The 23,163-nt window shown below is 62.8% G+C and carries 23 protein-coding genes; 3 read left to right on the top strand and 20 right to left on the bottom strand.

All coding sequences use genetic code 11. The features are described 5' to 3' along the window. The gene (locus tag C7441_RS00540) at positions 1-723 is read left to right on the top strand and encodes an ABC transporter ATP-binding protein (RefSeq protein ID WP_109611252.1); all 723 of its coding nucleotides are present in this window, start codon (positions 1-3) and stop codon (positions 721-723) included. Between the two features lie 61 nt (positions 724-784). On the opposite strand, the gene C7441_RS00535 is transcribed toward C7441_RS00540, so the two are convergent. The 6 genes from C7441_RS00535 to C7441_RS00510 form a co-directional block, all read right to left on the bottom strand. Continuing rightward, on the bottom strand, positions 785-1,369 hold the full coding sequence (locus C7441_RS00535) for a rhodanese-like domain-containing protein (protein ID WP_109611582.1): 585 nt from the start codon (positions 1,367-1,369) through the stop codon (positions 785-787). A 320-nt stretch (positions 1,370-1,689) separates the two neighbouring features. Next, the gene (locus C7441_RS00530) at positions 1,690-2,727 is read right to left on the bottom strand and encodes a formate dehydrogenase subunit gamma (protein WP_109611251.1); all 1,038 of its coding nucleotides are present in this window, start codon (positions 2,725-2,727) and stop codon (positions 1,690-1,692) included. 58 nt (positions 2,728-2,785) lie between these two features. Further along, complete coding sequence (fdh3B, locus tag C7441_RS00525) at positions 2,786-3,382, bottom strand: formate dehydrogenase FDH3 subunit beta (protein ID WP_026060709.1); 597 nt, start codon at positions 3,380-3,382, stop codon at positions 2,786-2,788. A gap of 10 nt (positions 3,383-3,392) precedes the next feature. Further along, the gene (locus C7441_RS00520) at positions 3,393-6,302 is read right to left on the bottom strand and encodes a formate dehydrogenase subunit alpha (protein ID WP_109611250.1); all 2,910 of its coding nucleotides are present in this window, start codon (positions 6,300-6,302) and stop codon (positions 3,393-3,395) included. Between the two features lies 1 nt (position 6,303). Beyond that, positions 6,304-6,510: a hypothetical protein gene (locus C7441_RS00515; RefSeq protein WP_019173742.1), complete on the bottom strand. Its 207-nt coding sequence runs from the start codon at positions 6,508-6,510 to the stop codon at positions 6,304-6,306. A 28-nt stretch (positions 6,511-6,538) separates the two neighbouring features. Further along, a complete protein-coding gene (locus C7441_RS00510) occupies positions 6,539-7,210 on the bottom strand; it encodes a TorD/DmsD family molecular chaperone (protein WP_109611249.1) in 672 nt (223 codons plus the stop codon). 282 nt (positions 7,211-7,492) lie between these two features. Here C7441_RS00510 and C7441_RS00505 point away from each other — a divergent pair, with 282 nt between their 5' ends. Together C7441_RS00505 and C7441_RS00500 are read left to right on the top strand one after the other, a co-directional pair. After that, a complete protein-coding gene (locus tag C7441_RS00505) occupies positions 7,493-8,017 on the top strand; it encodes a DUF3305 domain-containing protein (RefSeq protein ID WP_109611248.1) in 525 nt (174 codons plus the stop codon). Continuing rightward, positions 8,004-8,621: a DUF3306 domain-containing protein gene (locus C7441_RS00500; RefSeq protein ID WP_170124963.1), complete on the top strand. Its 618-nt coding sequence runs from the start codon at positions 8,004-8,006 to the stop codon at positions 8,619-8,621. Before C7441_RS00505 ends, C7441_RS00500 begins: the two co-directional genes overlap by 14 nt. Before the next feature lie 41 nt (positions 8,622-8,662). Here the strand turns inward: C7441_RS00500 and C7441_RS00495 are convergent, their stop codons facing one another. From C7441_RS00495 to C7441_RS00435, 14 genes are all read right to left on the bottom strand, one after another. After that, positions 8,663-10,696, bottom strand: a complete 2,034-nt coding sequence (locus C7441_RS00495) for a 4Fe-4S dicluster domain-containing protein (protein ID WP_109611246.1) — start codon at positions 10,694-10,696, stop codon at positions 8,663-8,665. Positions 10,697-10,856: 160 nt separating this feature from the next. Beyond that, the gene (locus C7441_RS23915; protein WP_019173747.1) at positions 10,857-11,012 is read right to left on the bottom strand and encodes a hypothetical protein; all 156 of its coding nucleotides are present in this window, start codon (positions 11,010-11,012) and stop codon (positions 10,857-10,859) included. 175 nt (positions 11,013-11,187) lie between these two features. Continuing rightward, positions 11,188-11,892 carry a GntR family transcriptional regulator gene (locus C7441_RS00490; protein WP_109611245.1) on the bottom strand — a complete coding sequence of 235 codons (705 nt, stop codon included), beginning with the start codon at positions 11,890-11,892 and terminating at the stop codon, positions 11,188-11,190. A gap of 154 nt (positions 11,893-12,046) precedes the next feature. Then, entirely contained in the window at positions 12,047-12,808 is a 762-nt protein-coding gene (locus C7441_RS00485; protein ID WP_109611244.1) for an aspartate/glutamate racemase family protein, read from the bottom strand. A gap of 8 nt (positions 12,809-12,816) precedes the next feature. Further along, a complete protein-coding gene (locus tag C7441_RS00480; protein WP_019173755.1) occupies positions 12,817-13,539 on the bottom strand; it encodes an ABC transporter ATP-binding protein in 723 nt (240 codons plus the stop codon). A gap of 3 nt (positions 13,540-13,542) precedes the next feature. Next, the gene (locus tag C7441_RS00475) at positions 13,543-14,322 is read right to left on the bottom strand and encodes an ABC transporter ATP-binding protein (protein ID WP_109611243.1); all 780 of its coding nucleotides are present in this window, start codon (positions 14,320-14,322) and stop codon (positions 13,543-13,545) included. Further along, on the bottom strand, positions 14,319-15,368 hold the full coding sequence (locus C7441_RS00470; RefSeq protein WP_109611242.1) for a branched-chain amino acid ABC transporter permease: 1,050 nt from the start codon (positions 15,366-15,368) through the stop codon (positions 14,319-14,321). Before C7441_RS00470 ends, C7441_RS00475 begins: the two co-directional genes overlap by 4 nt. 3 nt (positions 15,369-15,371) lie before the next feature. After that, positions 15,372-16,238 (bottom strand): branched-chain amino acid ABC transporter permease, encoded by an 867-nt coding sequence (locus C7441_RS00465; RefSeq protein ID WP_109611241.1) that lies wholly within the window; start codon positions 16,236-16,238, stop codon positions 15,372-15,374. Between the two features lie 143 nt (positions 16,239-16,381). Beyond that, positions 16,382-17,578 (bottom strand): ABC transporter substrate-binding protein, encoded by a 1,197-nt coding sequence (locus C7441_RS00460; RefSeq protein WP_109611581.1) that lies wholly within the window; start codon positions 17,576-17,578, stop codon positions 16,382-16,384. A gap of 493 nt (positions 17,579-18,071) precedes the next feature. Further along, a complete protein-coding gene (locus C7441_RS00455) occupies positions 18,072-18,377 on the bottom strand; it encodes an acylphosphatase (protein ID WP_019173759.1) in 306 nt (101 codons plus the stop codon). A 43-nt stretch (positions 18,378-18,420) separates the two neighbouring features. Further along, complete coding sequence (locus C7441_RS00450; protein ID WP_109611240.1) at positions 18,421-19,494, bottom strand: BMP family ABC transporter substrate-binding protein; 1,074 nt, start codon at positions 19,492-19,494, stop codon at positions 18,421-18,423. A 44-nt stretch (positions 19,495-19,538) separates the two neighbouring features. Continuing rightward, complete coding sequence (locus C7441_RS00445; protein WP_109611239.1) at positions 19,539-20,459, bottom strand: ABC transporter permease; 921 nt, start codon at positions 20,457-20,459, stop codon at positions 19,539-19,541. A 1-nt stretch (position 20,460) separates the two neighbouring features. Next, entirely contained in the window at positions 20,461-21,543 is a 1,083-nt protein-coding gene (locus tag C7441_RS00440) for an ABC transporter permease (RefSeq protein ID WP_109611238.1), read from the bottom strand. After that, positions 21,543-23,120 carry an ABC transporter ATP-binding protein gene (locus tag C7441_RS00435; RefSeq protein WP_244916017.1) on the bottom strand — a complete coding sequence of 526 codons (1,578 nt, stop codon included), beginning with the start codon at positions 23,118-23,120 and terminating at the stop codon, positions 21,543-21,545. Before C7441_RS00435 ends, C7441_RS00440 begins: the two co-directional genes overlap by 1 nt. Between the last annotated feature and the right edge of the window lie 43 nt (positions 23,121-23,163).

The following is a 23,163-nucleotide window of genomic DNA, read 5'->3' as shown; positions in this document are numbered from 1 at the left end:
GTGCTTGAACTGAAAGATGTGCACGGCGGCTACGGCAAGATCACGATCCTCAACGGCGTGTCGTTTTCGGTCCCGAAGGCCTCGATCACCACGGTGATCGGGCCGAACGGCGCGGGCAAGTCCACCGTCTTCAAGGCGATATTCGGTCTGCTGAACATCCAGTCCGGGCAGATCCTGCTCGACGGCAAGGATGTGACGCGGCAAAAACCCCGGCAGATGATCGCCCATGGCGTGACCTATGTGCCGCAAGGGCGCAACGTGGTGCCGCAGCTTTCCGTCTATCACAACCTGGAACTCGGCGGCATCACCTCGCCCGATCAGGCCAGGGTGCGCGAGCGCATCGAGAAGGTGATGGACCAGTTCCCCATGTTGCGCGAGTTTCGCAACCGCAAGGCCATAGAACTCTCCGGCGGGCAGCAGAAGCAACTCGAAGTCGCCCGCGCCTTGCTTCTCGACCCAAAGCTGATCCTGATCGATGAGCCGTCGATCGGCCTGTCGCCCAATCTGGTGCAGGAAGTGTTTCAGACGCTGATGCGCCTGCGCGACAACGGCGTGACCATCCTGATGGTGGAACAGAACGCCAAGGCGGCGCTTGCCATGTCCGATTACGGGCTGGTGCTGGAACTTGGCCAGACGCGGATGCACGACAGAGCCGAAACCCTGCTGGGCGATCCGCGCGTCGGCCAGCTTTTCCTGGGCGGTCACGTCGAAGGGATCGCCTAGCGCAAGGCGCTGTCGGCTCCATTATATCCAAGCGGATATAATGGAGCAGCTTGATACCGATCTATTGCAAGCCGTACATCTTTTCCCGGTCGAGCTTGTAGGACCAGGGCAGGCCGGCATTCTTCCATCCGTTCACACTGCGGGTTCCCGCTTTCGGGCCTTCTTTGGCCATGTCGCCCTCGAAACCTTCGACAACGGTATAGACATGGGTGAACCCGGCTTCAGCCAGCAGGTTTGCCGATGCGGCACTGCGGTCGCCCGACCGGCACATGACAATCACCCTGGCGTCCGGACCAAGGCCTTTTTTCTCAGCCAAGCTGCGCACGTCCGACACAAAATCCGGGTTGGCTTCCAGCTTGAAGGTCGACTTCGCCTCATCCCAGACAGGAAAATCCGGCAGGACCATGTAGGGAATATTCGCGTCGGCGGCAGACGGCATGCCGACGAAAGCCACCTCCGCCGGCGCGCGCACGTCGATGAACAGAACCTGTTGCGGGTTCGGCTCAATCATTTCGTAGGCTTCCGCGGGCGTCAGGTAGAGACCGAGCTTCGTCTGCTTCGCTTTGGGCAGGCTCGCTTCGTCCACGGCAAAGGCGTGCGACGAAAAGAGGGTGAGAAGCGCAACAAGGATGGCCTGAAACCGCACGGTAGTCTCCATATCTAATTATCTATATCCATGCATATATAACATTTCTTGCCAAGCCACATTCGCAGATCGTTTTGCAGCAGCCGCAGGATGACGATAATGGATCGGTCGGGCACGGTTTATACCGTCGATGCAAACCGGGTTCGAGCGCCATTCCCAACGGAATGGTGCGTGTCGGCGCAAGGGACAACCGGTTTTTGGAAAGTCGTGCACTGACAGGCGCGCGACGCTCCCGCAGGACTGCGGCGCGCTTCAGGTCATTTACCCGTGATCGGGCATCGCCGAGGCGAGATGGCCACCAGCAGCGGACTCCTAGCCGGTTATTCCGCTGGCGTCGAGAACGGCTCAGGCCCGCGCGGCCCATCGGCCTTGCCTTCACGCAGCTCCTTCTCGAGCCACAGGCTGTGATGCTCCCTTGCCCAGTTCTCGTCGACCGTGCCGCTGCCCATCGCCTCGAAAGCGCCTTCCATGCCGATCGTGCCGATATAGATATGCGCGAGCATCACTGCGAAGAACAGCACGGCGATCACCGAATGGACGATGTGGGCCGTATGCATGTCGCCGATGCCGGTGCCGTAGAAGGGAAAGATCAGCACATAGCCGCTGATCGCCACCGCCGCTCCGCCCAGCACGACGATCCAGTAGACGGCTTTCTGGCCGGCATTGAACCGGTCCGCAGGCGGATGATCATGCCCGACGATGCCACCGCCACGTTTCAGCCACTCGACGTCCCTGCGATTGGGAATGTTTCCCCCCAGCCACATCAGGAAAATCAGCACCACGCCGATCGTGAACGGGAAACTGAGATAATTGTGCGCGTGCTTGGCCCAGTCCGAGAACGTCGCGAAGGCGTCCGGACTCATCAACGGCATCAGCAGTTTCTTGCCGAAAGTGATGTTAAGGCCCGACAGGCCAAGGATGATGAAACAGGTCGCGGTCATCCAGTGAACGAAACGCTCGAACGCATTGAAGCGCACGATGGTTCGCCCGGAGCGGCCGCTCTCCAGTCGTACCATGCCGCGCGTCAGGTAGAAGGCGACCAGGATGACCAGCATGCCGAGTATGGCAATCGCCGCGATCCAGCGCAGCGCGACTTCGTGAAAGGCGCGCCATTCCCTGCCGGCGGGCTGGATCAGAACGGCGGCTCGGCTGTCCGGTATGGTGATGCGGCCGGTGATCCGCGGCTCCTGCTGCAGAAGCTGCTGCTGGGTTACGCCTTGCGCGGTCGGATTGATGATTGTCGTCTCGGCCGGCTGCTGCGTCTGCTCCTGCGCGCTGCCGGGAGTGGAAAGCGCCGTCAGCCCCGCGAGAACGCAAGCGCCCGCGACATTGCGAATTCCGGCGGCAAGACTGCTCATGTCTCATCCTCCCTTGTTCATGGTTGCTCGCCGCAACCCCCTTGGCAACGACCGGGCATCACGACGTGACATCCTCGCCATATGCTGTCTGCCATCCCCAGGCGCCCGAGCTGTAGCCGCGCTGCTCCACCCGATCGCGGAATATCTGCTCGATGACCTCGCCATCGCCAGCCAGCAGCGACTTGGTCGCGCACATCTCGGCGCAAAGCGGCAGCTTGCCCTCGGCGAGACGATTGGCACCGTATTTCTCATACTCCTCCTTGCTGCCGTCCGGCTCCGGCCCGCCGGCGCAGAAGGTGCATTTGTCCATCTTGCCGCGCGAGCCGAAATTGCCGAGACGCGGATATTGCGGTGCACCGAACGGACAGGCGTAGAAGCAGTAGCCGCAGCCGATGCATTGATCCTTGGAATGCAGCACCACGCCATCGTCGGTGGTGTAGATGCATTCGACCGGGCAGACCGCCATGCAGGGCGCGTCGGTGCAGTGCATACAGGCCATGGTGACCGAGCGTTCGCCCGGCAACCCGTCATTGATGGTCACCACGCGGCGCCGGTTGATGCCCCACGGCACCTCGTGCTCGTTCTTGCAGGCGGTGACGCAGGCATTGCATTCGATGCAGCGTTCGGCATCGCAGAGAAATTTCATCCGTGCCATTGTTGCCTCCTTACGCCGCCGCGATCTGGCAGAGCGTGACCTTGGGTTCCTGCATACCGGTGGCAGGGTCGTAGCCATAGGTGGTTATGGTGTTGGCGCTTTCGCCAAGCACGATCGGGTCGGCGCCCTCGGGGTAGTTGGCGCGCAAATCCTCGCCGCCGAACCAGCCGCCGAAATGGAAGGGCATCCAGGCCAGGCCCTTGCCGACGCGCTCCGTCACCAGAGCCCGCATCCTGGCCTTCGAGCCATTCTCCGCGCCCGTAACCCAGACCCAGCCGCCATCGACGATGCCCCGCTCGCTCGCATCGCCCGGATTGATCTCGATGAACATATCCTGCTGCAATTCGGCCAGCCATGGATTGGAGCGCGTTTCCTCGCCACCACCCTCGAACTCGACCAGCCGGCCGGTAGAGAGGATGAGCGGGAACTGTTTGGCCACCTGCCGGTCTACCGCCGACTTCTGCACCGAGAAGCCGATATTGGGCAGGCGGAACTGCACCTCGTCTTCGCGGGTGGGATATTTGGCCACCAGATCGACGCGCGGCGTGTAGATCGGCTCGCGATGGACCGGTATCGGATCCGGCACGCCAAAGGCGTTCATGCGCGCCCGCGCATTGCCGTAGGGCACGCAGCCATGCTTCATCGCCACGCGCTGGATGCCGCCGGAAAGGTCCGTGGACCATGAAACCGCATCGGCCTTGTCACCGCCAATCTTCTCGATGGTGGCAAGCTCGTCGGGCGTCAGGTCCTGATCCCAGCCGAGCTTCTTCAGGACACCATAAGTGAATTCGGGATAGCCGTCCTGGATTTCGGAGCCGAGCGAATAGGAGCCGCTGGCAAGCAGGTTGACGCCATCGCGCTCCACCCCGAAGCGCGCGCGGAACGTACCGCCGCCATCCATGACGTGCAAATTGGTGTTGTAGAGCAGCGGGCTGCCGGGATGCTTGACTTCCGGCGCGCCCCAGCATGGCCACGGCAAACCATAATAGTCGCCCCTGGCGGGACCGTCCTTGGCGCGCAGGTCCACCAGATCGAAATCCTTCTGGTTGGCCATGTGCAGCTTCAGGCGCTCGGGCGACTGCCCGCAATAGCCGGTGCTCCAGCTACCGCGATTCATCTCGCGCAATATGTCTTCGGCTTCGGGAAGGTTGTTCTCGACCTTGATATTCTTGAACATCTTGTCGGCAAAGCCGAGCTTCTGGGCGATGAGATACATAATCTCCAGATCGTCCTTGGCCTCGAAGCTCGGCTTCACGATCTGCTCGCCCCATTGCAGCGAACGGTTGGAGGCGACGCGCGAGCCCTTGGCCTCGAACTGCGTACAGGCCGGCAGCAGCCAGGTGTCACCCTTGCGCCCCGCCTTGAGCGCAAGCGATGCCCAGGTCGTGGGATGCGGATCGACCACCACCAGGAGATCGAGCTTGGCCAGCGCCTTGATCGACTCTGGAATGCGGGTGATGCTGTTGGAGGCGTGCCCCTGCACGAACATCGCCCGCACATTGTCCTTCTGATGCACCTGATCCTTGGGCAGGAGCACTGCATCGAACCAGCGCGTCAGCGGAATGCCCGGCGCTTCCATGATCTCCTTGTTGTCGAAGCGTGACACGAACCACTCGTAATCGACCTCCCACACGCGCGACCAATGCTTCCAGGCGGTGTCCTTGAGGCCGTAATAGAAAGGCAGCGTCACGATATCGAGGCCGACATCCGTGGCCCCTTGCACATTGTCATGCCCGCGCAGGATGTTGGCGCCGGTGCCCGGCTTGCCGACATTGCCGGTGAGCAGCAGCAGGATGCAGCTCGCCCGCACATTGGCCGTGCCGACAGTGTGCTGGGTCTGGCCCATGCACCAGATCAGGGTCGCGGGCTTCTCCGTCGCAAACAGCCTAGCGATGCGCTCGACCTGTCCGCCCGGCACGCCGGTGACGCGCTCCACCTCGTCGGGTGGCCATTTCTCGATTTCCTTGAGGACATCGTCATAGCCGTAGACACGGCTCTGGATGAATTCCCTGTCCTCCCAGCCGTTCTTCACGATGTGCCACATGAGCCCATAGAGGAAGGGAATGTCGGTCCCCGGCCGCAGCCGCACATAATCGGTGGCATGGGCGGCAGTGCGCGTCATGCGCGGGTCGACCACGATCATGTTGGCGTTGTTGAGTTCCTTGCCCTCCAGCATGTGCTGCATGGCCACCGGATGCGCTTCGGCCGCATTGCTGCCGAGATAGAGCAGCGTCTTGGCGTTGCGCATGTCGTTGATGCTGTTGGTCATGGCGCCGTAGCCCCATGTATTGGCAACGCCGGTGACGGTGGTGGAGTGGCAGATGCGGGCCTGATGGTCGGTGTTGTTGGTGCCCCAGAAGGCGCCGAGCTTGCGGAACAGATAGGCGCCTTCATTGGTGAATTTGGCCGAACCCAGCCAATAGACCGCATCCGCTCCCGACGCGCCGCGGATTTGCGTGATCCTGTCGCAGATGTCGGTGATGGCCTCGTCCCAGCTCGCCCGTTTCCATGCGCCATCGACCAGCTTCAGCGGATATTTGAGACGCCGCTCGCTGTGCACCAGTTCGCGAACGGACGCGCCCTTGGCGCAATGCGAGCCGCGATTGATGGGACTGTCGAAGCTCGGCTCCTGACCGATCCAGACACCGTTGGAAACTTCCGCCGTGACCGTACAGCCGACCGCGCAGTGCGTGCAGATGCTCTTGCGGATTTCCACCGTAGCGCCCGGTTCCGGCGGCGGGCCTGCCTCGGCCTTGCGCATATTGGCGAGCGGCAAGGCGCCGATGGCGGCAAGTCCGCCGGCGGCGAGCCCGGAGCGGCGCAGGAAGCTGCGTCGGTCGAGCCGGGCCAGCCCCTGCCCTTCAGCGAATCCCGCCAGACGGGTTTGGCGGGCGGGACGGTCCGAACGCTTGATCAGCATGTCACTCTCCCCTGCCCGGATAGCGGTTGACACGATAATAGGTCTTCACGTGCTCGGTTTCCCGGTAGCGGGCTTTCAGCCGCTCGTCCCGGCTTTCGCTATCAGCGCGTGCCTCGGCGCCAAGCGTGGGAACCGCGGCCAGAGGAGAAAGGCCGAGCGCGCGCAGGAAGTCTCGTCGCTTCACACCATGCTCGTTTCCGGATGCCATATCTCTTCCTCCCACTCCTGTTGACGCGTCACGCCGGCAAGGCAAAGGCCTCCGTCTCAATCTCGATGAACAGCCGGCCAAGCGCGCCGAATTGCCGATAGAACTCACAGTCGGCCGCGCGCTCCACATCCGCGAAGAAGCGGCCGCACCACGGTTTCAGATGGGTGTCGAAAAACACCGCCTGCACAGCCGGATCCATTGCGCCGTAGACCTTTGCGGCAAAGCCGGCCATGACTTCGCACAGCATCCCGGCGTGATCCTCCGGCTCGGTATGTCCCGAAACCGGCTCGATGCCCAGTCGGCGCAGGTCGCCGCGCAACAGCGCCAGCGGCCGCTCGTTGAGGAAGCCGGTGAGATAGTAGGAGGCGTAAGGCAGAAGCTCGCTGCGGCCGACGCCGACGAAAAGCCGGAAATGCTCCCGTTCCAGCGTTTCGGGATCCGTCTCGCCTGCGGCCGCCGCCAGCGCCGCATGCGCTCGGCCGAGTTGAGTGCCATCGCCTTCTATTGCCGAAAGGCGTGACAGGAACTCGTGATCAGGAGGAACGAGAAGCAAGGTGGCCAGCAGCGCATATTCGAGCGCCCGCGCGCAATCCACCTCGTCAGGTCCGGGGAACGAGGCACAGACGATGTCGCCATCCTCGCCTTCGGCCGTAAATGTCCTTGATACAGTCTTCGCGGATTGCGCGGCGGCCGGCGTCATAGCGCCACCTCCGGCAACGCCATCACATCGCGCGGCGCATCACGCCCGGCGACAGTTTCGACAAAGTGGATTTTGTGCATGCGCATCCCTCCACCATGTGCGGTGGCGGGAGCGCCGTTCGGTAACATGCGGCCCACCCGCACCTGCCTACAAACGGGAGGGTCTACTGAAAAGGTTGAAACGTCAACCGTCTGGAATAAGACTTTCGGTCGGGTGTCATGGCCCCGAAATCCCGCTATCTTTCGTGGCGATGTCACCAGGTGGCTTGCAAGGAGCGGCAGGTTGAGCAATCCGGCATCGCATTTCAGCATTCCGGCAGGGATCGTGGTGGAACGGCGCAGCGCGGCTTCGCCCTGGGTCGACTTTACCTGGCGGCCGGTTGCGCTGCTGGCAGGCGCCCCGGCGGCCACGCCCTGGATCTGCCTCGACGACGACGGAACGACCGCGACTTTCTATGCCGGCGCGGTATCCCTCGACCTCTACAAGACCGAAGCCGCTCACTACCGCGACAATCTCACCTCGCCGCAACCCTGCGCCTGGGTGGCTATCTCCGAAACCGGCGGAACGCCGCCCTGCGTCATAGCCGGCGCGACAATAGACCCCGCCGAGGGAGAAGCGCTGGCCGAAGCAGGCACGGTGGTGGTGGAGGCCGTTCCGCTGCCGCCGGCGATTGTCCGGCAAGTCGCCGAATTCGTCGCACGCCATCCCATCCAGGACAATTTCGTCAAACGCGAACGCGATCGCGCCGACCCGGAAGCACTGGCGCGGCGGCTCCCTGCCGATGGAACGAACAATGGCCGAAGATGAAGGCATCCTTGCGCGCTGGTCACGCCTGAAGGCGCAGGCCAAGGACGAGACACAAGAAGCGTCTACGCCCGAAAGCACCAACGATGCGGAAGCTACGCACGGCGCAGCCGCCACCGAGCCCACGCCGGATGCGGAAGACGCCCCCGACCTCTCGCATCTGCCTGCTCTCGACTCCATCGATGCCACCACCGACCTGCGCGGTTTTCTGGCGGCAGGGGTGCCGACCTCGCTGCGCAACGCCGCGCTGCGTCGCGCCTGGTCGGCCGACCTCGCGATCCGCGATTTCATCGGACCAAACGAGAATTTCTGGGATCATACGGCAGGCAGCGTTCCGGGTTTTCGGCCGCTCGCCGTGGATGCAGCCAAGCGCCTGCTTGGTCAACTGGTGGATGAGGAGCCGCATGGCGACACCGTCGAGGCTCCTCCGGCAGCGCTCGCGCAAGTGTCGATCGCGGCGCCGCCCGTCGGGGCGCAGACCCCGCTCCAAACAAGCGCCGGGACAGAACCGGAACAGGCAGGCGTTCCATCCGATGAAGCTCCGGAATCCAGCGAGCCCGACGCCCGCCCGCGCCATCACGGCAGCGCCACTCCGCGCTTCGACTGAAACTGCGATTTCACGGCCGTCCTGAAGAGCGGCAAATAGCGTCAACCAGCAGAGCCGCTGTCCTTGCCGGCATCACGCGCGCGCAGGAAATCGTCTGTCGTCAACACCGGGCGTCGCTGTGGCGCGCTCGGATCGAAGCCTTCATGCACCATGGCCGTCGCACGGCAATTCTCGCACATGCGCACCAGATCGAGATGGTTTGCATTGGCACCGCGATACATCCAGTGTTTTTGCTCCAGCTTGGCAACGATACGCTCAATGGTGCTTTTGGTGCCGAAGGGCGTGCCACAGGAAATGCACAGGAACGGCTCTTCCTCCTTCAAGGTGCGCCGGGGCGCCTCCCACGCTGCGAAATCCAGGCGCGGATCGAGCGTGATGGCGTCTTCCGGGCAGGTCGCCTCGCACAATCCGCATTGCACGCAGGCGATTTCGGCAAAGCGCAGCATGGGCCGATCAGGCTCCGCCGAAAGCGCTCCGGTCGGGCAAGCCGTGACACACGCATGGCAGAGCGTGCAGCGCCCCACATCGAGGTCGACACTGCCGAACGGCGCGCCCTGCGACAAGGCAATGCGTTCGACCGGTGACGGCGCAGCATGGTGGAGTTCGCGAAATGCTGTCTCCATGAGGCTGCGTCTGCCACCCAACGGCATGAATGAGGAGGGTTCAGCGATCTCCCCACCCAGGGGAATATCGTCGAGATCGGCGCGCAGGCGATCCGGATCATCGGCCTGGATAATGCGCACGGCATCGCTGCCGAACCCCAGCGCGGTGGCTGTCGTGTTGCTCCAGTCCACCACTTGCCTGAGGCCCGCTATGTCGTGGCGCGGCCGTTCACGCGTCAGGAAGACGACGCCGGAGCCGCCATAGGCGAGGGTCGCCGCAATGCTTTCCGGCCCGACCTGCGTGACCTCGTTGACCCGGAACGGAATGACATTGGCCGGCAGACCATCGCCATAGCGGGCGAGCGCATCGACCAGCGGTTCGCCATGGTCTGCGTCATGGAACAGCACCGTCGCCTGCCTGCCACCGGCGGCGTGGTAAGCCGAAAGCATTGTGCGCAGCCGGCCGATCTGTCCTTCCGGCCCCGGCACGGCATAGGTAGCCGCCCCGGTGGGACAGGCTGCGGCACAGAATCCGCAACCGCCGCATATGGCCGGGTCGATGGCAACGGCATCGCCATTGGGGGTGATCGCACCCGCCGGGCATAGATCGAGGCAACGGCGGCACCCGGTTATGCCCGAGCGCGAATGCGCGCACAGCGATGCATCGAAGCGAATGAAGACCGGCTTGTCGAAGGTTCCGACGAGATCGCCGGCCTGAAAGATCGCCCTTTCCACGGCAAGTGGATCGCGCGGATCGGCACGCAGATAGCCGGCACGCAGATCGGGTGCAGGAAAGAGCGGAGGATTTCCCGTCAGGTCGAGAATGATGTCGCAATTGGAAACAGCGCCGTCACGCGACGCCCCGAACCGCAGCACTTCGCGCGAGGATGGCGACGGAAGCGCAAAGCCGTCGATCGTCAGCTCGAAGGCTCCGAGGTGCCCATGTGCCGTGCGGATGTCGCCTTTCAGAACCGGAAAATCATCGACCGGTCGTGGCGCAACGTTCTCAGGATGTGAGAGAAGCACGGTGATGTCGAGCCGGCCGGCCAGCCGGCGGCCCGCTTCGATAGCGGCCTCGTCACGACCATAGATGAGAATGATGCCGTCGCTCTCGAAGCTGATCGGGGCGACCGCCTGTTCCGGTTCTGCCGCGGCAAGCAAGGCGGCAGCCTTTGGGCCGGCCGAGCCGGCATCCTTCGACCAGCCGCCATTTTCGCGGATATTGGCGAAGATGAGATCGACGAAGGAGGTTTCGGCCGCCACTTCGCGAAACAATGGGGCCTCCTGCGTGCAGGCGACAGTTACCGGTTCGCCGCGTGCGATCGCTTCGCGAAACAGCGGCAGGTCCGCTCCGCACAGATGGTTCGCTTGAGTGATGCCGCAGCCTCCGCACCCGCGTGCGATGGCTTCCCGGTCGAGCGGCATCGACCTTTCGCATGTGCAGATCATCAGATGCCGCTTTGCATCAGCCATTCTGCTCCTCCCCGCGTCAGCATTGCGCCTCAGAGGCGACAGCCGCCCGTAGCTTCAGCTTACATGCAATTCAGATGTAAGCCAGACCGGAAAAACGTCGAAGAAGGCCCCGCAAAGGGCCAGAGTGCCTCGCACTTCGGTGCCGACCGCCGCTTCGGCTTCACCAGTTACCGACGAGATTGTGTCCAGGGTCGCCAACGCGGGCGCCGGAAGTTGCGAATGCCTTGTAGGCCGGCTCCTGAACCGCAGCGAGCGCAAAGGAACCTGCAATTGCAAGAATGATGGCGGCGATAACGGCTGAAATAAAGGCTTTCATGATGCTTTCCCTCATGCGTGCCTGATGTCCAACTATGGCCCATGCCGCAGGCAAATCAAGGGAGCGCGCGGAAATACCGTTCGCGGTTCCTGTTCAGATACAAGCCTCAGATCGAGATTGCACCGATGCTGCCGGATGACCAGCCGGCTCACGGAACCGGTCACGCTCAAAACCGTCAGCTCAATATGTCAGCCAATCTGCCGGGCTTTTTGTCTTCGCGTCCCAGATCCAGTCCTGCCAGAAGATCGGCCAGATGGCTCCTCATCAGCCGTGCCGCCTCGGCGGGACGATGCGCCTCGATCGCATCGACAAGGCCATGATGCGCGTGGGTGTGGCAGGTGGTTTCCCGGCGCGTCCAGTAGAGCGTGATGATCAGCGAGGAATGGGAAACCAGGTCGCGCACGATCTCGGTCAATGCCGACTGGTCAGCGATCTCGGCCACGCCGACATGGAAACGGGCCGACAGGAGGATGGCCTCGCTGTCGCGGCCGGCCTGGAGCGCCTCGTGTTCGCTTTCGAGATGACGCCGCAGCAGGGCAATATCTTCCGGCGTCGCGCGCTGGGCAGCCAGCGCCGCGACTTCCGACTCAATCAGGGCGCGCGCCTCGAACACGTCGAGCGCCTCCTTTTTGGTGGGCTGGGCAACGAAGGCGCCACGGTTGGGCTCCAGCCGCACAAGCCTGTCATGCGCAAGGGCCTGCAATGCGGCGCGCACGACGGTGCGGCTCACCTCGAATATGGCGGCGAGTTCATCCTCGGGCAGCTTGGTTCCCGGCATCAGGCGACGGCCGATGATGGCATCGTTGATGCTCCGGTAGACACCCGCCCAGCGGGAGGCCGGCTTCCCGCTCTTTTTCTCCGGCTGAAGTACGGTCAACATATCGTTCTTTTCCGGCGTATCTTCAGAACGCGCAGGCGTTGCAGGATCGACGCCCGTAGCGCTCAGATGAAACGTTCCTGAATCTCACGCGGCCGGCCCGCCGGTCAATGCCGGGAGCCGTGGCGAGGCTTTGAAACGCTTTCAAGAAATCCACCTACGATGCCGCCACTATCCCCTCTCCCGCCTCGACGGAAGGCGACAGTGGCGCGTAGAAGCCGGCGAAGCGTTTGGCCCGCGGGGCGGCATAGCTGCCGACTTTCGAAGTATGGAGACCCAGCGCGTGCAGGGACTCGGCCAGCTTGACGGCGCAGGCCACACCATCCAGCACCGGCACGCCATGTGCCTGCGTCAACTGGTTGGCAAGGTCAGCCATGCCCGCGCAGCCGAGCACGATCGCCTCGGCGCCGTCCTCGGCCACCGCCCGCGCGATCTCGTCGGAAATCCTGGAGCGTGCATCCGAGCCCGGCTTCTCAAGGTCGAGCACGGGCACATCGGAGGCCCTGACCCTGGCGCAGCGCGAGGCGAGCCCGTATTTCACCAGATTGTGCTCTATCGCCGGCACCGAGCGGGCAAGCGTGGTGACCACGCTGAACTTGCCGGCGATCAGGCTTGCCATGTGGAAAGCCGCCTCGCCAATGCCGATCACCGGTGCGGTCGTGGCACAGCGGGCGGCATCGAGGCCCGTATCGTCGAAGCAGCCGATGACATAGGCATCCATGTCGCGGTTGCGCGCCATCTCGGTGATGATGCCCGGCACGGCGAACACCTCATCGAAATAGCCTTCGATGCTGGGCGGACCGTCCTGCGGGTTGACGGCAAGGATATCCGTGCCCGAAGCCGCAGCCAGGGATGCGGCCTTGCCGATCTTGGCGGTCATGGATGCGGTCGTGTTCGGGTTGATGACAAGTATGCGCATGCGACTTCCTAAACTTCTCCACCCAGATAGAGGCGCTTGACCCGCTCGTCGGTGAGCAGTTCAGCGGATTGCCCGCTGAGCGCGATCGAGCCCGTGGTCAATGCATAGGCGCGCTGGGAGATACGCAGCGCCATGCGGGAATTCTGCTCCACCAGAAGCACACTGACCTTCTCGTCGCGATTGATGGCGACGATGGAGCGGGCGATGTCCTGCACCAGCTTTGGCGCAATGCCAAGCGAGGGCTCGTCGAGCAGAAGCAGCTTCGGCCGGGCCATCAGCGCTCGGCCGATCACCAGCATCTGCTGCTCGCCGCCGCTCATCGTTCCGGCCTGCTGCGCGTAGCGCTCCTTCAGCCGCGGAAAGCGGGTCAGCACGCGCTCCAGCGAGTCTGCGATCTCCGCCTTGTCGGCACGCGTGAAGGCACCCATCAGGAGGTTGTCCCTGACCGTCATGTAGGGAAACACCCTGCGGCCTTCGGGCACCATGGATATGCCCATGCGTACGATCTCATCGGGGCCGACCCCGTCGATGCGCCGGCCGCGGAAGCGGATCTCGCCCGTGCGCGGCTTCTTCAGGCCGGTAATGGCGCGCAGAATGGAGGATTTTCCCGCCCCGTTGGCGCCAATCAGCGCCACCGTCTCGCCCTCCCGGACCTCGAGCGAAACGCCCTTCAGCGCGTAGACATGGTCGTAATAGAGTTCGACATCGTCGAATGTGAGCAGTTTTTCCATGGCCTACAACCCGATCGATTCGTCTTCGGCACCCAGATAGGCTTCGATGACCCTGGCATCCTGCTGGATTTCGGCCGGCGTACCTTCGGCGATCTTCTGACCGAAATTGAGCACGACGATGCGATCGGAAATGTTCATCACGGCGGGCATGTCGTGCTCCACCAGAAGCACGGTGATGCCACGCTCGCGCACCTTGCGCACCATCTCCACCGCGCGCCGCGTCTCGTCGTGGTTCATGCCGGCGAAGGGTTCGTCCAGCAAAAGCACCGCCGGATCGGTGGCAAGGCCGATGGCGATGCCGAGCGCCCTGAGATGCCCATGGGGCAGGTTGGAGGCGATCTCGTTCCTCATTTCGGAAAGGCCGAGGAAGTCGATGATTTCGTCGGCCGAGCGACCGAATTCCTCCTGGTCGAGCCGCGCCATCGGCGTGCTGAAATAAAAGCCGGCGAGGCTCGCGCGGGAGCGCAGGTGATGCGCGGTGATGACATTGTCGCGCACCGTCATGTTCTTGAAAATGGTGGTTTCCTGGAAGGTGCGCACCACGCCCTTGCGGGCTGCGATATGGGCAGCCAGTCCGGAAATGCGCTCTCCCTTGAAACGCACCTCACCCTCGGTCGGCCGCAGGAAGGAAGCGATCAGCTTGAACAGGGTGGATTTGCCTGCCCCGTTCGGCCCGATGACGGAAACGATTTCGCGCTCGCCCACGGTGAACGACACGGCGTTGACCGCAACCAGACCGCCGAAGCGCTTGGTAAGCCCCGAGATTTCGAGAATGGCGCTCATGACGATGCCCTCCCGGCGGCAGTGCTGCGGGCTTGCGCCTCCTCCTGCCGATGCGCCGGCGGGGCAGCGGCGGTCGCCTTGGGCCGGCCCGACAGCCTGAGGCTGAGCAGTCCGTTGGGCAGAAGCAGCATCAGCGCGATCAGGATCGTGGAGAAGATGAGAAGCTGGAACTCACCTGTCTGGAACAGCAGGTCCCAGCCGAAATAGAGCACGAAGGTGCCGAGCATCGGCCCGAACACGTAGCCCAGCCCGCCAAGGAAGCAGTTGAGCATGAAATTGATGGAGTCGGCCACGGTGAAGCTCGACGGATAGATGGACTGTGAGATGGCCGCGAACATCGCCCCGCCGACGCCGCCGAGGAAGGAGGAAATGGCGTAAGCCAGCACGCGCAGATAGGTGATGTTGACGCCGATGGACGAGGCCAGTTCCTCATTCTGCTGAAGCGACTGGCACAATTGCCCGATGCGCGAATTCTTCAGCCGGTAGAGCGCGGCGAAGCACAGTGCCATCAACAGCACCGACACGACGTAGAAGGCAAAGCGCGGATTTGCGAGCGTCGCGAAATCCGGAACGATGGTGAGCCCGAACAGGCCAATACGGCCCGGCTGCGGGATGCTGACGATGCCTTTGGCGCCATTGGTGATGGGAAGCGCCAACGCCAGCAACCGCGCCACCTCGGTCAGAACCAGCGTGACCATGGCGAAATAGACGCCGCGCAGGCGCAGGATCGGCAGGCCGATCAGCACGCTGGCGGCCATGCAGAACAGGCCCGCCAGCGGCAGCGTGACCCAGAAGGAAACGCCATATTCCATGACCAGTATGGCCGACACATAGCCGCCCATCAGCGCATAGGCGCCCTGCCCGATATTGATGCGGCCGATATAGAAGGTGATCCACACGCCGGCGCTGATGATGGACAGCAACGCCACCGAGGTGAGCGTGTAATAGAGATCCGACCGCCCGGTGGCGTTGATGAAAAGCGGCACGCCCACAAGGAGGAGCAGCAGCAATGCCGCCGAAGCGAAGAGCTTGGCTGTCGCGGTCATGGCTCAACCCCAAGGCTTGCCCATCAGCCCGTTCGGGCGGATGCTGAGGAAGACCATGAGAAGCGCGAAGATGACGAGATAGGTGATGTCGCCATATTCGCGCAGCACCGTCAGCCCCACCGATTCCATCATGCCGAGGATGAAGCCGCCGGCAATCGCGCCGCCGACGACACCGGCACCGCCAATCATCACCATGAGGAAGGCCTTGATGGAAATCGGGCCACCGATGCCGGAGTTGACGCCGGTAATCGTCACCAGCAGGCTGCCGACCGCACCCGCCAGCAACGCGCCGAGCGCGAAGCCGATCATCGAATAACGATCGACATTGACGCCCATCAGCTGCGCGGCGGTGCGGTCCTGGGCGAGCGCGCGCATGGCGCGGCCGGGCCGGCTGTACTGCATGTAGAGCACGAAGGCGGCGATCATGGCGATGGCGACCACGCCCACCACGATGCGGTCATAGGGCATGATGAGTTGATCGGAAACGAAGACGCCATTGACGATCTTGGGCACGCCGCGCTGCTTCTCGCCGAACAAAAGCAGGATGACTGCGTCCAGGAAAAAGGCGACTGCGGCGGCAAGCAGCATGGTGCTCTCCTCGCGCTCGCTACGCCGCACCACCGGGCGGAACAGGAACTTTTCAATCAGCGCGCCGACCACCCCCAGCGTCACGCAGGAAGCGGCAAGCGCCACCGGGAACGGCAGACCAAGCCGGCCGTAGATCGTATAGGTCACGAAACCGCCCAGCACATACATTTGCCCGTGGGCGAAGTTGAGCACATTCATCAGCGCGAAGATCAGCGTCAGGCCGAGCGCGATGAGCGCATATTGGGCGCCGAGATAAAGCCCGTTGGCAATCACCTGTTCCATGATGTCAAATCCGGTTGGCGAAAGGGTCCGGCGCATCGCCGGAAGCTGGCGCGATCACACCGCGGCATGCCGCATGTCAGGTCGGTCCGGGGCGCCTGTGCAAAAGCCGCAAGCACCCCGGAAACGATCCGGCCGGGTCGGCGTCAGTCCACCTCGCCGACAAACAGCGTGTCGAACTTGCCGTCCTTGAACTCGGTCACCACCATCGGCACCGAAATCTGGCGCTTCTGGCCGAAAGACGTCATGCCGACATATTTCAACGTCCCCTCCTTCACGAAGGGATTGGGCGCCGAGAAGGTCTCCATGGTCTTCTTGTATTCCTCGACATTGTCGATCGCCGCCGGGTTCGCCTTCAGCGTTTCGACGATGTACTCCAGCGCATAGACCTTGGTGTTGGATTCGTCATTGTACTCGCCATACTTCTTCGTATAGCGGTCGATGAATTCCTCCATCTCGGGCGAACGTATTTCCGGCGTAGAAGCTCCACCCACGGAAATGAAGCCGTTGGCAAGCTCGCCAGCACCTTCCTGCAGCACGGTGGCATCCTGCGCCGTCTCGGCCGAGATCAGCCCCTCATAGCCCAGTTCGCGCGCGGCGCGTATCAGCAGTGGTGCATTGGCGGGCGCTACGCCCGACAGCACCAGAAGGTCCGGTTTCAACTGCACGATCGGCGTCAGCACGGGGGTAAAGTCACGCGTGTCGTTGGGATAGGTGTCGTTCTGGGCAACGACCTCCAGCCCCAGCGCCTTGGCCGCCTCGACACCGCCGTCACGCTGACTGAGCGGATCGGACTCGTTGGCCGCGACGAAGGCGACCTTGGTGACACCCTTGTTCTCCTTCAGATATTTGTAGATGGCCGGCGCCGACTGGTAGTTGGCGACCATGCCCAGCACCGCGTTGGAGGCGGGCGGCGTGTAGAGCGCCTTGGGGAAGGAATAGGGGAAGTAGATGATCCCCTTGGATTCCGCCACAGGACGTACCGCGGCAGCGCCGTCATCGACATTGGGGCCGACGACGTAGTGGATGCCCTGCTCGGCCATCTTCTCCATGCCGGCAATGGCCCGCTTGGGATCCTTCTGGTCATCGAAGGTGACGATTTCGATGTCGTAGGTGTCGTCGCCGATCTTGACCCCGCCCTTCTCGTTGAGCCAGTCGGCGCGCACCTGCATGGAGCGCACATTGGAGGTGCCCCAGGCGGCGGCGGGACCGCTGGTGACGCCTACGAAGCCGATCTTCAGCTTCTTGTTCTCGGCCTGCGCGGAAGCGAGCATGCCGGCGATGGCCAGCGCGGAAGCCGCGCCGAGCGCCATGGATTTCAAGGCGATGCGTCTGCTGATCATCTTCATTCCCCTTGTTCTTCGCGCTTGTTTCAAATGCTCTGCGGCTGCGTGAAGTAACGTAAGCAAACAGCAAGAATACAGGATTGTCAACATGATTTGAAATTATTGTATACAATATTGGACGCGCAGGAACACGCCGAGCAAGCGCATATTTCGTCGCAAAATCAATTTGATAGAGCGCATCTCACCCCGGAGGAGCGTCGTCGGGTCCGTGATCACAGCATGCGGCAACGCCAGCACACTTTGCGATGCTGGCGTTCGAAAGACTTGCCGATCTGCCAGCACAACAGGAGGCGCTGGCAAATGCCGGCAACGACATTTCAGAAAGATTGGAGCCCGGTGGCACGACATGGAATTGTCGCATGCCATGCCACCGGGAACGCCGGGCTTGGGAACACGCAAGGCGCGCCGATAAGGCTGAAGGCCTGCGATAGCCGGGCGTATCTGCTTGATGGAGCGCTTCCGCCCGGATCACGGGGCAGAAGCCGGAGTATTATCGTCTTTCGAAGCCAGCCTCGTTCAGGCCGAGCGGCCGATCGGTTCTCAGCCAGTGGTCGACGCGGGCATCGATAGGTCCAAGACTGCAGGTGATCTCGAATGAATCGACCAGCGCTTCGGGGCCTTCGACAAGAACCAATACCGAAGAGCCAGCTTCCTCTATCCAGCCCTTCAGGCCGAGACGTTTCGCCCGAGCGGTGACGAAGGTGACGAACGGCAGGCCAAGCTCGCCTTCGAAACAGATCTCGGCCGCGCGTTCATTGGCGCCACCCAATCCCAGCCTGCCGCTGAAATATTCCATCCCCGTCACTGAACCCCGTTCGAGCCAATCCAATGAATACACGTCATTTCGGCAACGATCCGTCGAGGCCCTCGACCAGCCAGTTCATCGCGAAGATATCCGGATCCGGCAGATTGGCGCCTTCGGCAACGCGCTCCGTGCCGGACTGATCGCGCAGCGGCCCGGCGAAGACATGCATCTTGCCGCTCGTCAAATCCGCTTCGGCTTGCTTGATCTGGGCCATCTGGTCTGCGGAGATCGCCTTGTTCCAGGCCACCACCTTCACCGTGCCGTCGGCGATGCCGCCCCGGAAATCGGTTCCGTTGAAGTTATCGGCCAGCTTGTCGCCTACTTCCTTCACGAAGTACTTCGCCCAATCCGTGGTGACGGAGGCCAGAACGGCATCGGGGCCATGCGATGTCATGTCGGAGTTGGTGTTGACGACGAAGACCTTCTGCGCCTGGCCGACATTGACGACCGACGGGGTGTCCTGATGCAGCGAGAACAAGACGTCCGCGCCCTGCGAGATCAGCGCGCGCGCGGCATCCTGTTCCTTGGCCGGATCGAACCAGGTGTTCACCCAGACGATCTTGATCTTCGCATCCGGATTGACCTTCTTCACCGCCAGCGCGATAGCATTCACCTCGGCCACCACCTCCGGCACGGCGAATGCCGCGACGATGCCCAGCGTGTTCGACTTGGTGACCATGCCGCCGGCCATTCCGGCGAGGTAGAAGCCCTCATAGTTGCGCGCCGTGAACGTGCCGAAATTCTTGCTTTGCTTGAAACCGCTGGCGTGCAGGAAGGCGACATCGGGGAACTGACGGGCCAACCGCAGACCATCGTTGAAATAACCGAAGGAACCGAGCACCACAAACTTTGCGCCGTCACTGATCATCTGGTTGATGACACGGCCCGCATCCGGACCTTCGGCGACATTCTCGACCACGCGCGTGCTTACCTTGTCGCCGAACTCCTTGACCACCGCCTCGCGCGCAAGGTCCAGTTGCTTGGCCCAGCCGACATCGCCGGTCGGCGAGGGATAGATGAAACCGAGCTTGGTCGGCTCCGCCTGCGCGGTCGCGGCGACCAGAGACACGCAGGCCGCCATCGCCAGTTTCTTCAGTATATTCAGCATCAAGTTCCTCCCTGGATCTCGTTGTTATTTTGCTTCCCGTTTGATCAGTGCGTTCCCAGATAGACCCTCCCGAGCGAAACGGGCGCGTTCAGCCGAACACGCTTGCCGTCCATCGACAGTATGGAGACGGCGACAATCGTGACGATGTAGGGAATGCTGGTCATGAGTTGCGAAGGCACGGAAATGCCCGCGCTCTGGACGAGCAACTCGGCGATCGAGGCCGCGCCGAACAGATAAGCGCCGATGACGACGCGCTCGACCCGCCACATGGCGAAGACAACCAGTGCGATGACGATCCAGCCACGCCCGGCGACCATACCGTCCGCCCACAGGGTCGAACTGGCAACGCACAGGAAGGCGCCGGAAACGCCGGCAAGGAAGCCGCCGAACATGATGGCCAGGAAACGGATGCCGACGACATTGTAGCCAACGGCGTTGGCCGATTCCGGCGATTCCCCGACCGCACGCACCACCAGCCCGACCTTGGAATATTTGAGCGCCCACCACAGGACCACGGCCAGCAGCGGCGCCAGATAGACGGGCAACGGATGGTTGAACAGGCCGGGGCCGATCACCGGCAGTTCGGACAGGAACGGGATTTGCAAGCGCGCCATCGGCGCTACCGTCATGTTCTCGTAGGAGCCTCCTGCCAGCCCGGCAATGCCTATGCCCAGAAGGCCGACGGCCAGACCCGACACCACCTGATTGCCGAGTGCGAACAGGACGACACAGGCAAAGACGACCGACAGAACAATGGCGGCCACACCGCCCGCCGCCAGCGCCAGCCAATGATTGCCCGTTTCGAACACCACGATGAAGGCGGTGACGGCGCCAACCGACATCATGCCTTCGATGCTGAGATTGAGCACGCCCGACTTTTCGACGACCACTTCGCCGAGCGCTGCAATCAGCAGCGGCGTTGCGGCCAGAAGCGTTCCCGAAATCAGGAATGTGAGCCAAGTCATCTCAGTTAGCCTTTGCCAGCGACCAGGGGAAAATCACGCGGTAGTCGACGAACATCCGCGCCGCGATGTAGCTGACCAGCATGATGCCCTGCAGAATGGAGATGACCGCGTAAGGAACGCCGGCGGAGGCCTGGGCAATATCGCCGCCGACATAAATCACGGCCATGAAGAAGGCGGCGAACAGGATGCCGATGGCATTCAGCCCGCCAAGAAACGCCACGATGATGGCGGCGAAGCCGTAGCCGGGAGAAACCACTCGCTGGAGCTGGCCGAGCGGACCCGCCACCTCGAAGACGCCGGCAAGACCAGCCGCTGCACCGCCGACCAGCAGGCTGATCCAGATCGCGCGACTTTCCTTGAAGCCGGCATAGCGGGCCGCATCCGGTGCCGCACCGCCAACCTGCAGTTTGTAGCCGATCAGACTGCGCTCCACGAACAGCCAGGCCACCACCGACAGGGCAACCGCTGCGAGCAAACCGACATTCACCCGCCCGGCACTGCTCAGCACCGGGAGCATGGCCACATCCGGAAACATGGCCGACTGGGGGAAGTTGAAGCCGAACGGATCGCGCAGCGGCCCGCCGACGAGATAATAAAGCAGTTGCAGCGCCAGGCTGTTCAGCATCAGGGTGACGAGGATTTCATTGGCGTTGAAGCGCGTGCGCAATGCCGCCGCGATGCCTGCCCAGGCCATGCCGCAGAGAACCCCGATAAGCGCCATTCCGGCCAGCATGAACGGGTTCTGGCTGTCATTGTAGAAGATCGGCAGCAGGCTTCCACCGATGGCGCCGACAATGAGCTGGCCTTCGGCGCCGATGTTCCAGACTTTTGCCCGAAAGCCGATGGCGAGCCCCTGCGCGATCAGCAACAGCGGGGTCGCTTTCAACAGCACCTCGCTCAGATTGAAGAGCGAGCTGAACGGCGCCAGAAAAAGCTGGAAAAGCGCGGTGCCGGGCGAAATGCCCAGGAACGTCAGCAGGGCAATGCCGCCGATCACTGTGGCCACCACCGCCGCAAGCGGCGGCACGAGGCTCATGAAAGGTGGCAGGCTGGTTCGCGGCTCGATCATCCAGGGTGCGCGCATCAGGCTGCCTCCACCTGCTGTGCACCGCGCGGCTGCTGGAGAAAGCCGCCGGTCATGTAGTTTCCGATCATCGCCGTATTGGCCTCGGCGCGCGACAGCGACGGCGACAGGCGGCCGCGGAAGATCACCTGCATGCGGTCCGCAACTTCCATCAGTTCCTCCAGTTCGTCGCTGATGACGAGCAGCGCCACGCCGCTGTCACGCAACCGGATGAGTTCCTGCCGAATGGCCGCCGCCGCCCCCACATCGACACCCCAGGTGGGCTGTGCGGCAATCAGGATCTTCGGCTTGAGCTTGATCTCGCGCCCGACGATGAATTTCTGCAGATTGCCGCCGGAAAGGCTTCTGGCTTCGGCATGTGCGCCATGGCAGCGCACATTCATCTCGGCAATGCATTGTTCGGCAAGGGTCTGGGCCTCCCGGCGGCTGATCAAACCGCGCCGCACGAGCCCCTTCGGGTGAGCCGTAAGCAGCGTGTTCTGGACAAGGCTCATTTCCGGCACCGCGCCGCGCCCGTTCCGCTCCTCGGGCACGAAAGCCAGCCCGATGGCGCGCCGTTGCCCCGCATTCATGTGACCGCAGGCAGCGCCATCGATCAGGACACGGTCCCGCCCCGCCCCGCTGAGCGGCGTCTCCCCCGACAGGATCGACGCCAGTTCCTTCTGCCCGTTGCCGGAAACGCCGGCGATGCCGAGGATTTCACCAGGCCGCAGGGACAGGTCGATTTCATGCAACACGACCCCGAACGGATCGGATGGAATGCTGCTGAGACCACGCAGCTCCATCGCCGGGTTCTCGCCCGGCCTTGCCGGCGATCTGGTCGGCTGCGGCAGTTCGCGGCCGATCATCAAACGCGCAAGGGTTTCGTTGGTCTCGCGGGTCGGGTCCACTGCCCCCACCACCTTGCCGGCCCGCATGATCGTGGCGTGGTGGCAGAGCGAGCGTATCTCGTCGAGCTTGTGGCTGATGAACAGGATGGCGCAACCTTCCGCGGCAAGCTTGCGCAGCGTGTCGAACAGCGGCGGAATACCGCTTGGCGGCAGCACCGAGGTCGGCTCGTCCATGATGATCAGGCTGGGTTTCTGCAGGAGGCAGCGGATCAGTTCGACACGCTGCCGCTGACCGACAGACAGGGAATGAACCAGCGCAGACGGGTCCACCGGCAGGCCGAAACGCTCTCCGAATTCCGCGATGCGCGGTGCCAGCGCCGCCGCGCTTTCTGGCACCGAAAGGGAAATGTTCTCGGCCACGGTCAGGGTTTCGAACAGCGAAAAGTGCTGGAACACCATGCCAATGCCAAGGGCGCGGGCGACTGCGGGCGACTGGATCGCAACTTCCTGCCCCCGCCACATTATACGACCGGAACTGGGTGTGAGCACACCGTAGATCATCTTCATCAGCGTGCTTTTGCCGGCACCGTTCTCACCCAGTATCGCGTGAATCTCGCCGGGATGGATGCTGAGTGAAACGTCTTCGTTGGCGCGCGTCGCCCCGAACGATTTCGACAGTCGATCCAACTGCAGAAGGGGCTTTCCCTGATCGGTGCCTGCCCAGGCTTGTCCTGTGACGCTTGCCATTGGGTACCTAGCTTGTGACGGCCATCAGCGATGGCTAATCCTC

Source organism: Pseudaminobacter salicylatoxidans (assembly GCF_003148475.1).
Classification (GTDB): Bacteria; Pseudomonadota; Alphaproteobacteria; order Rhizobiales; family Rhizobiaceae; genus Pseudaminobacter; species Pseudaminobacter salicylatoxidans.
This window is presented reverse-complemented; position numbering and strand designations above follow the sequence as displayed.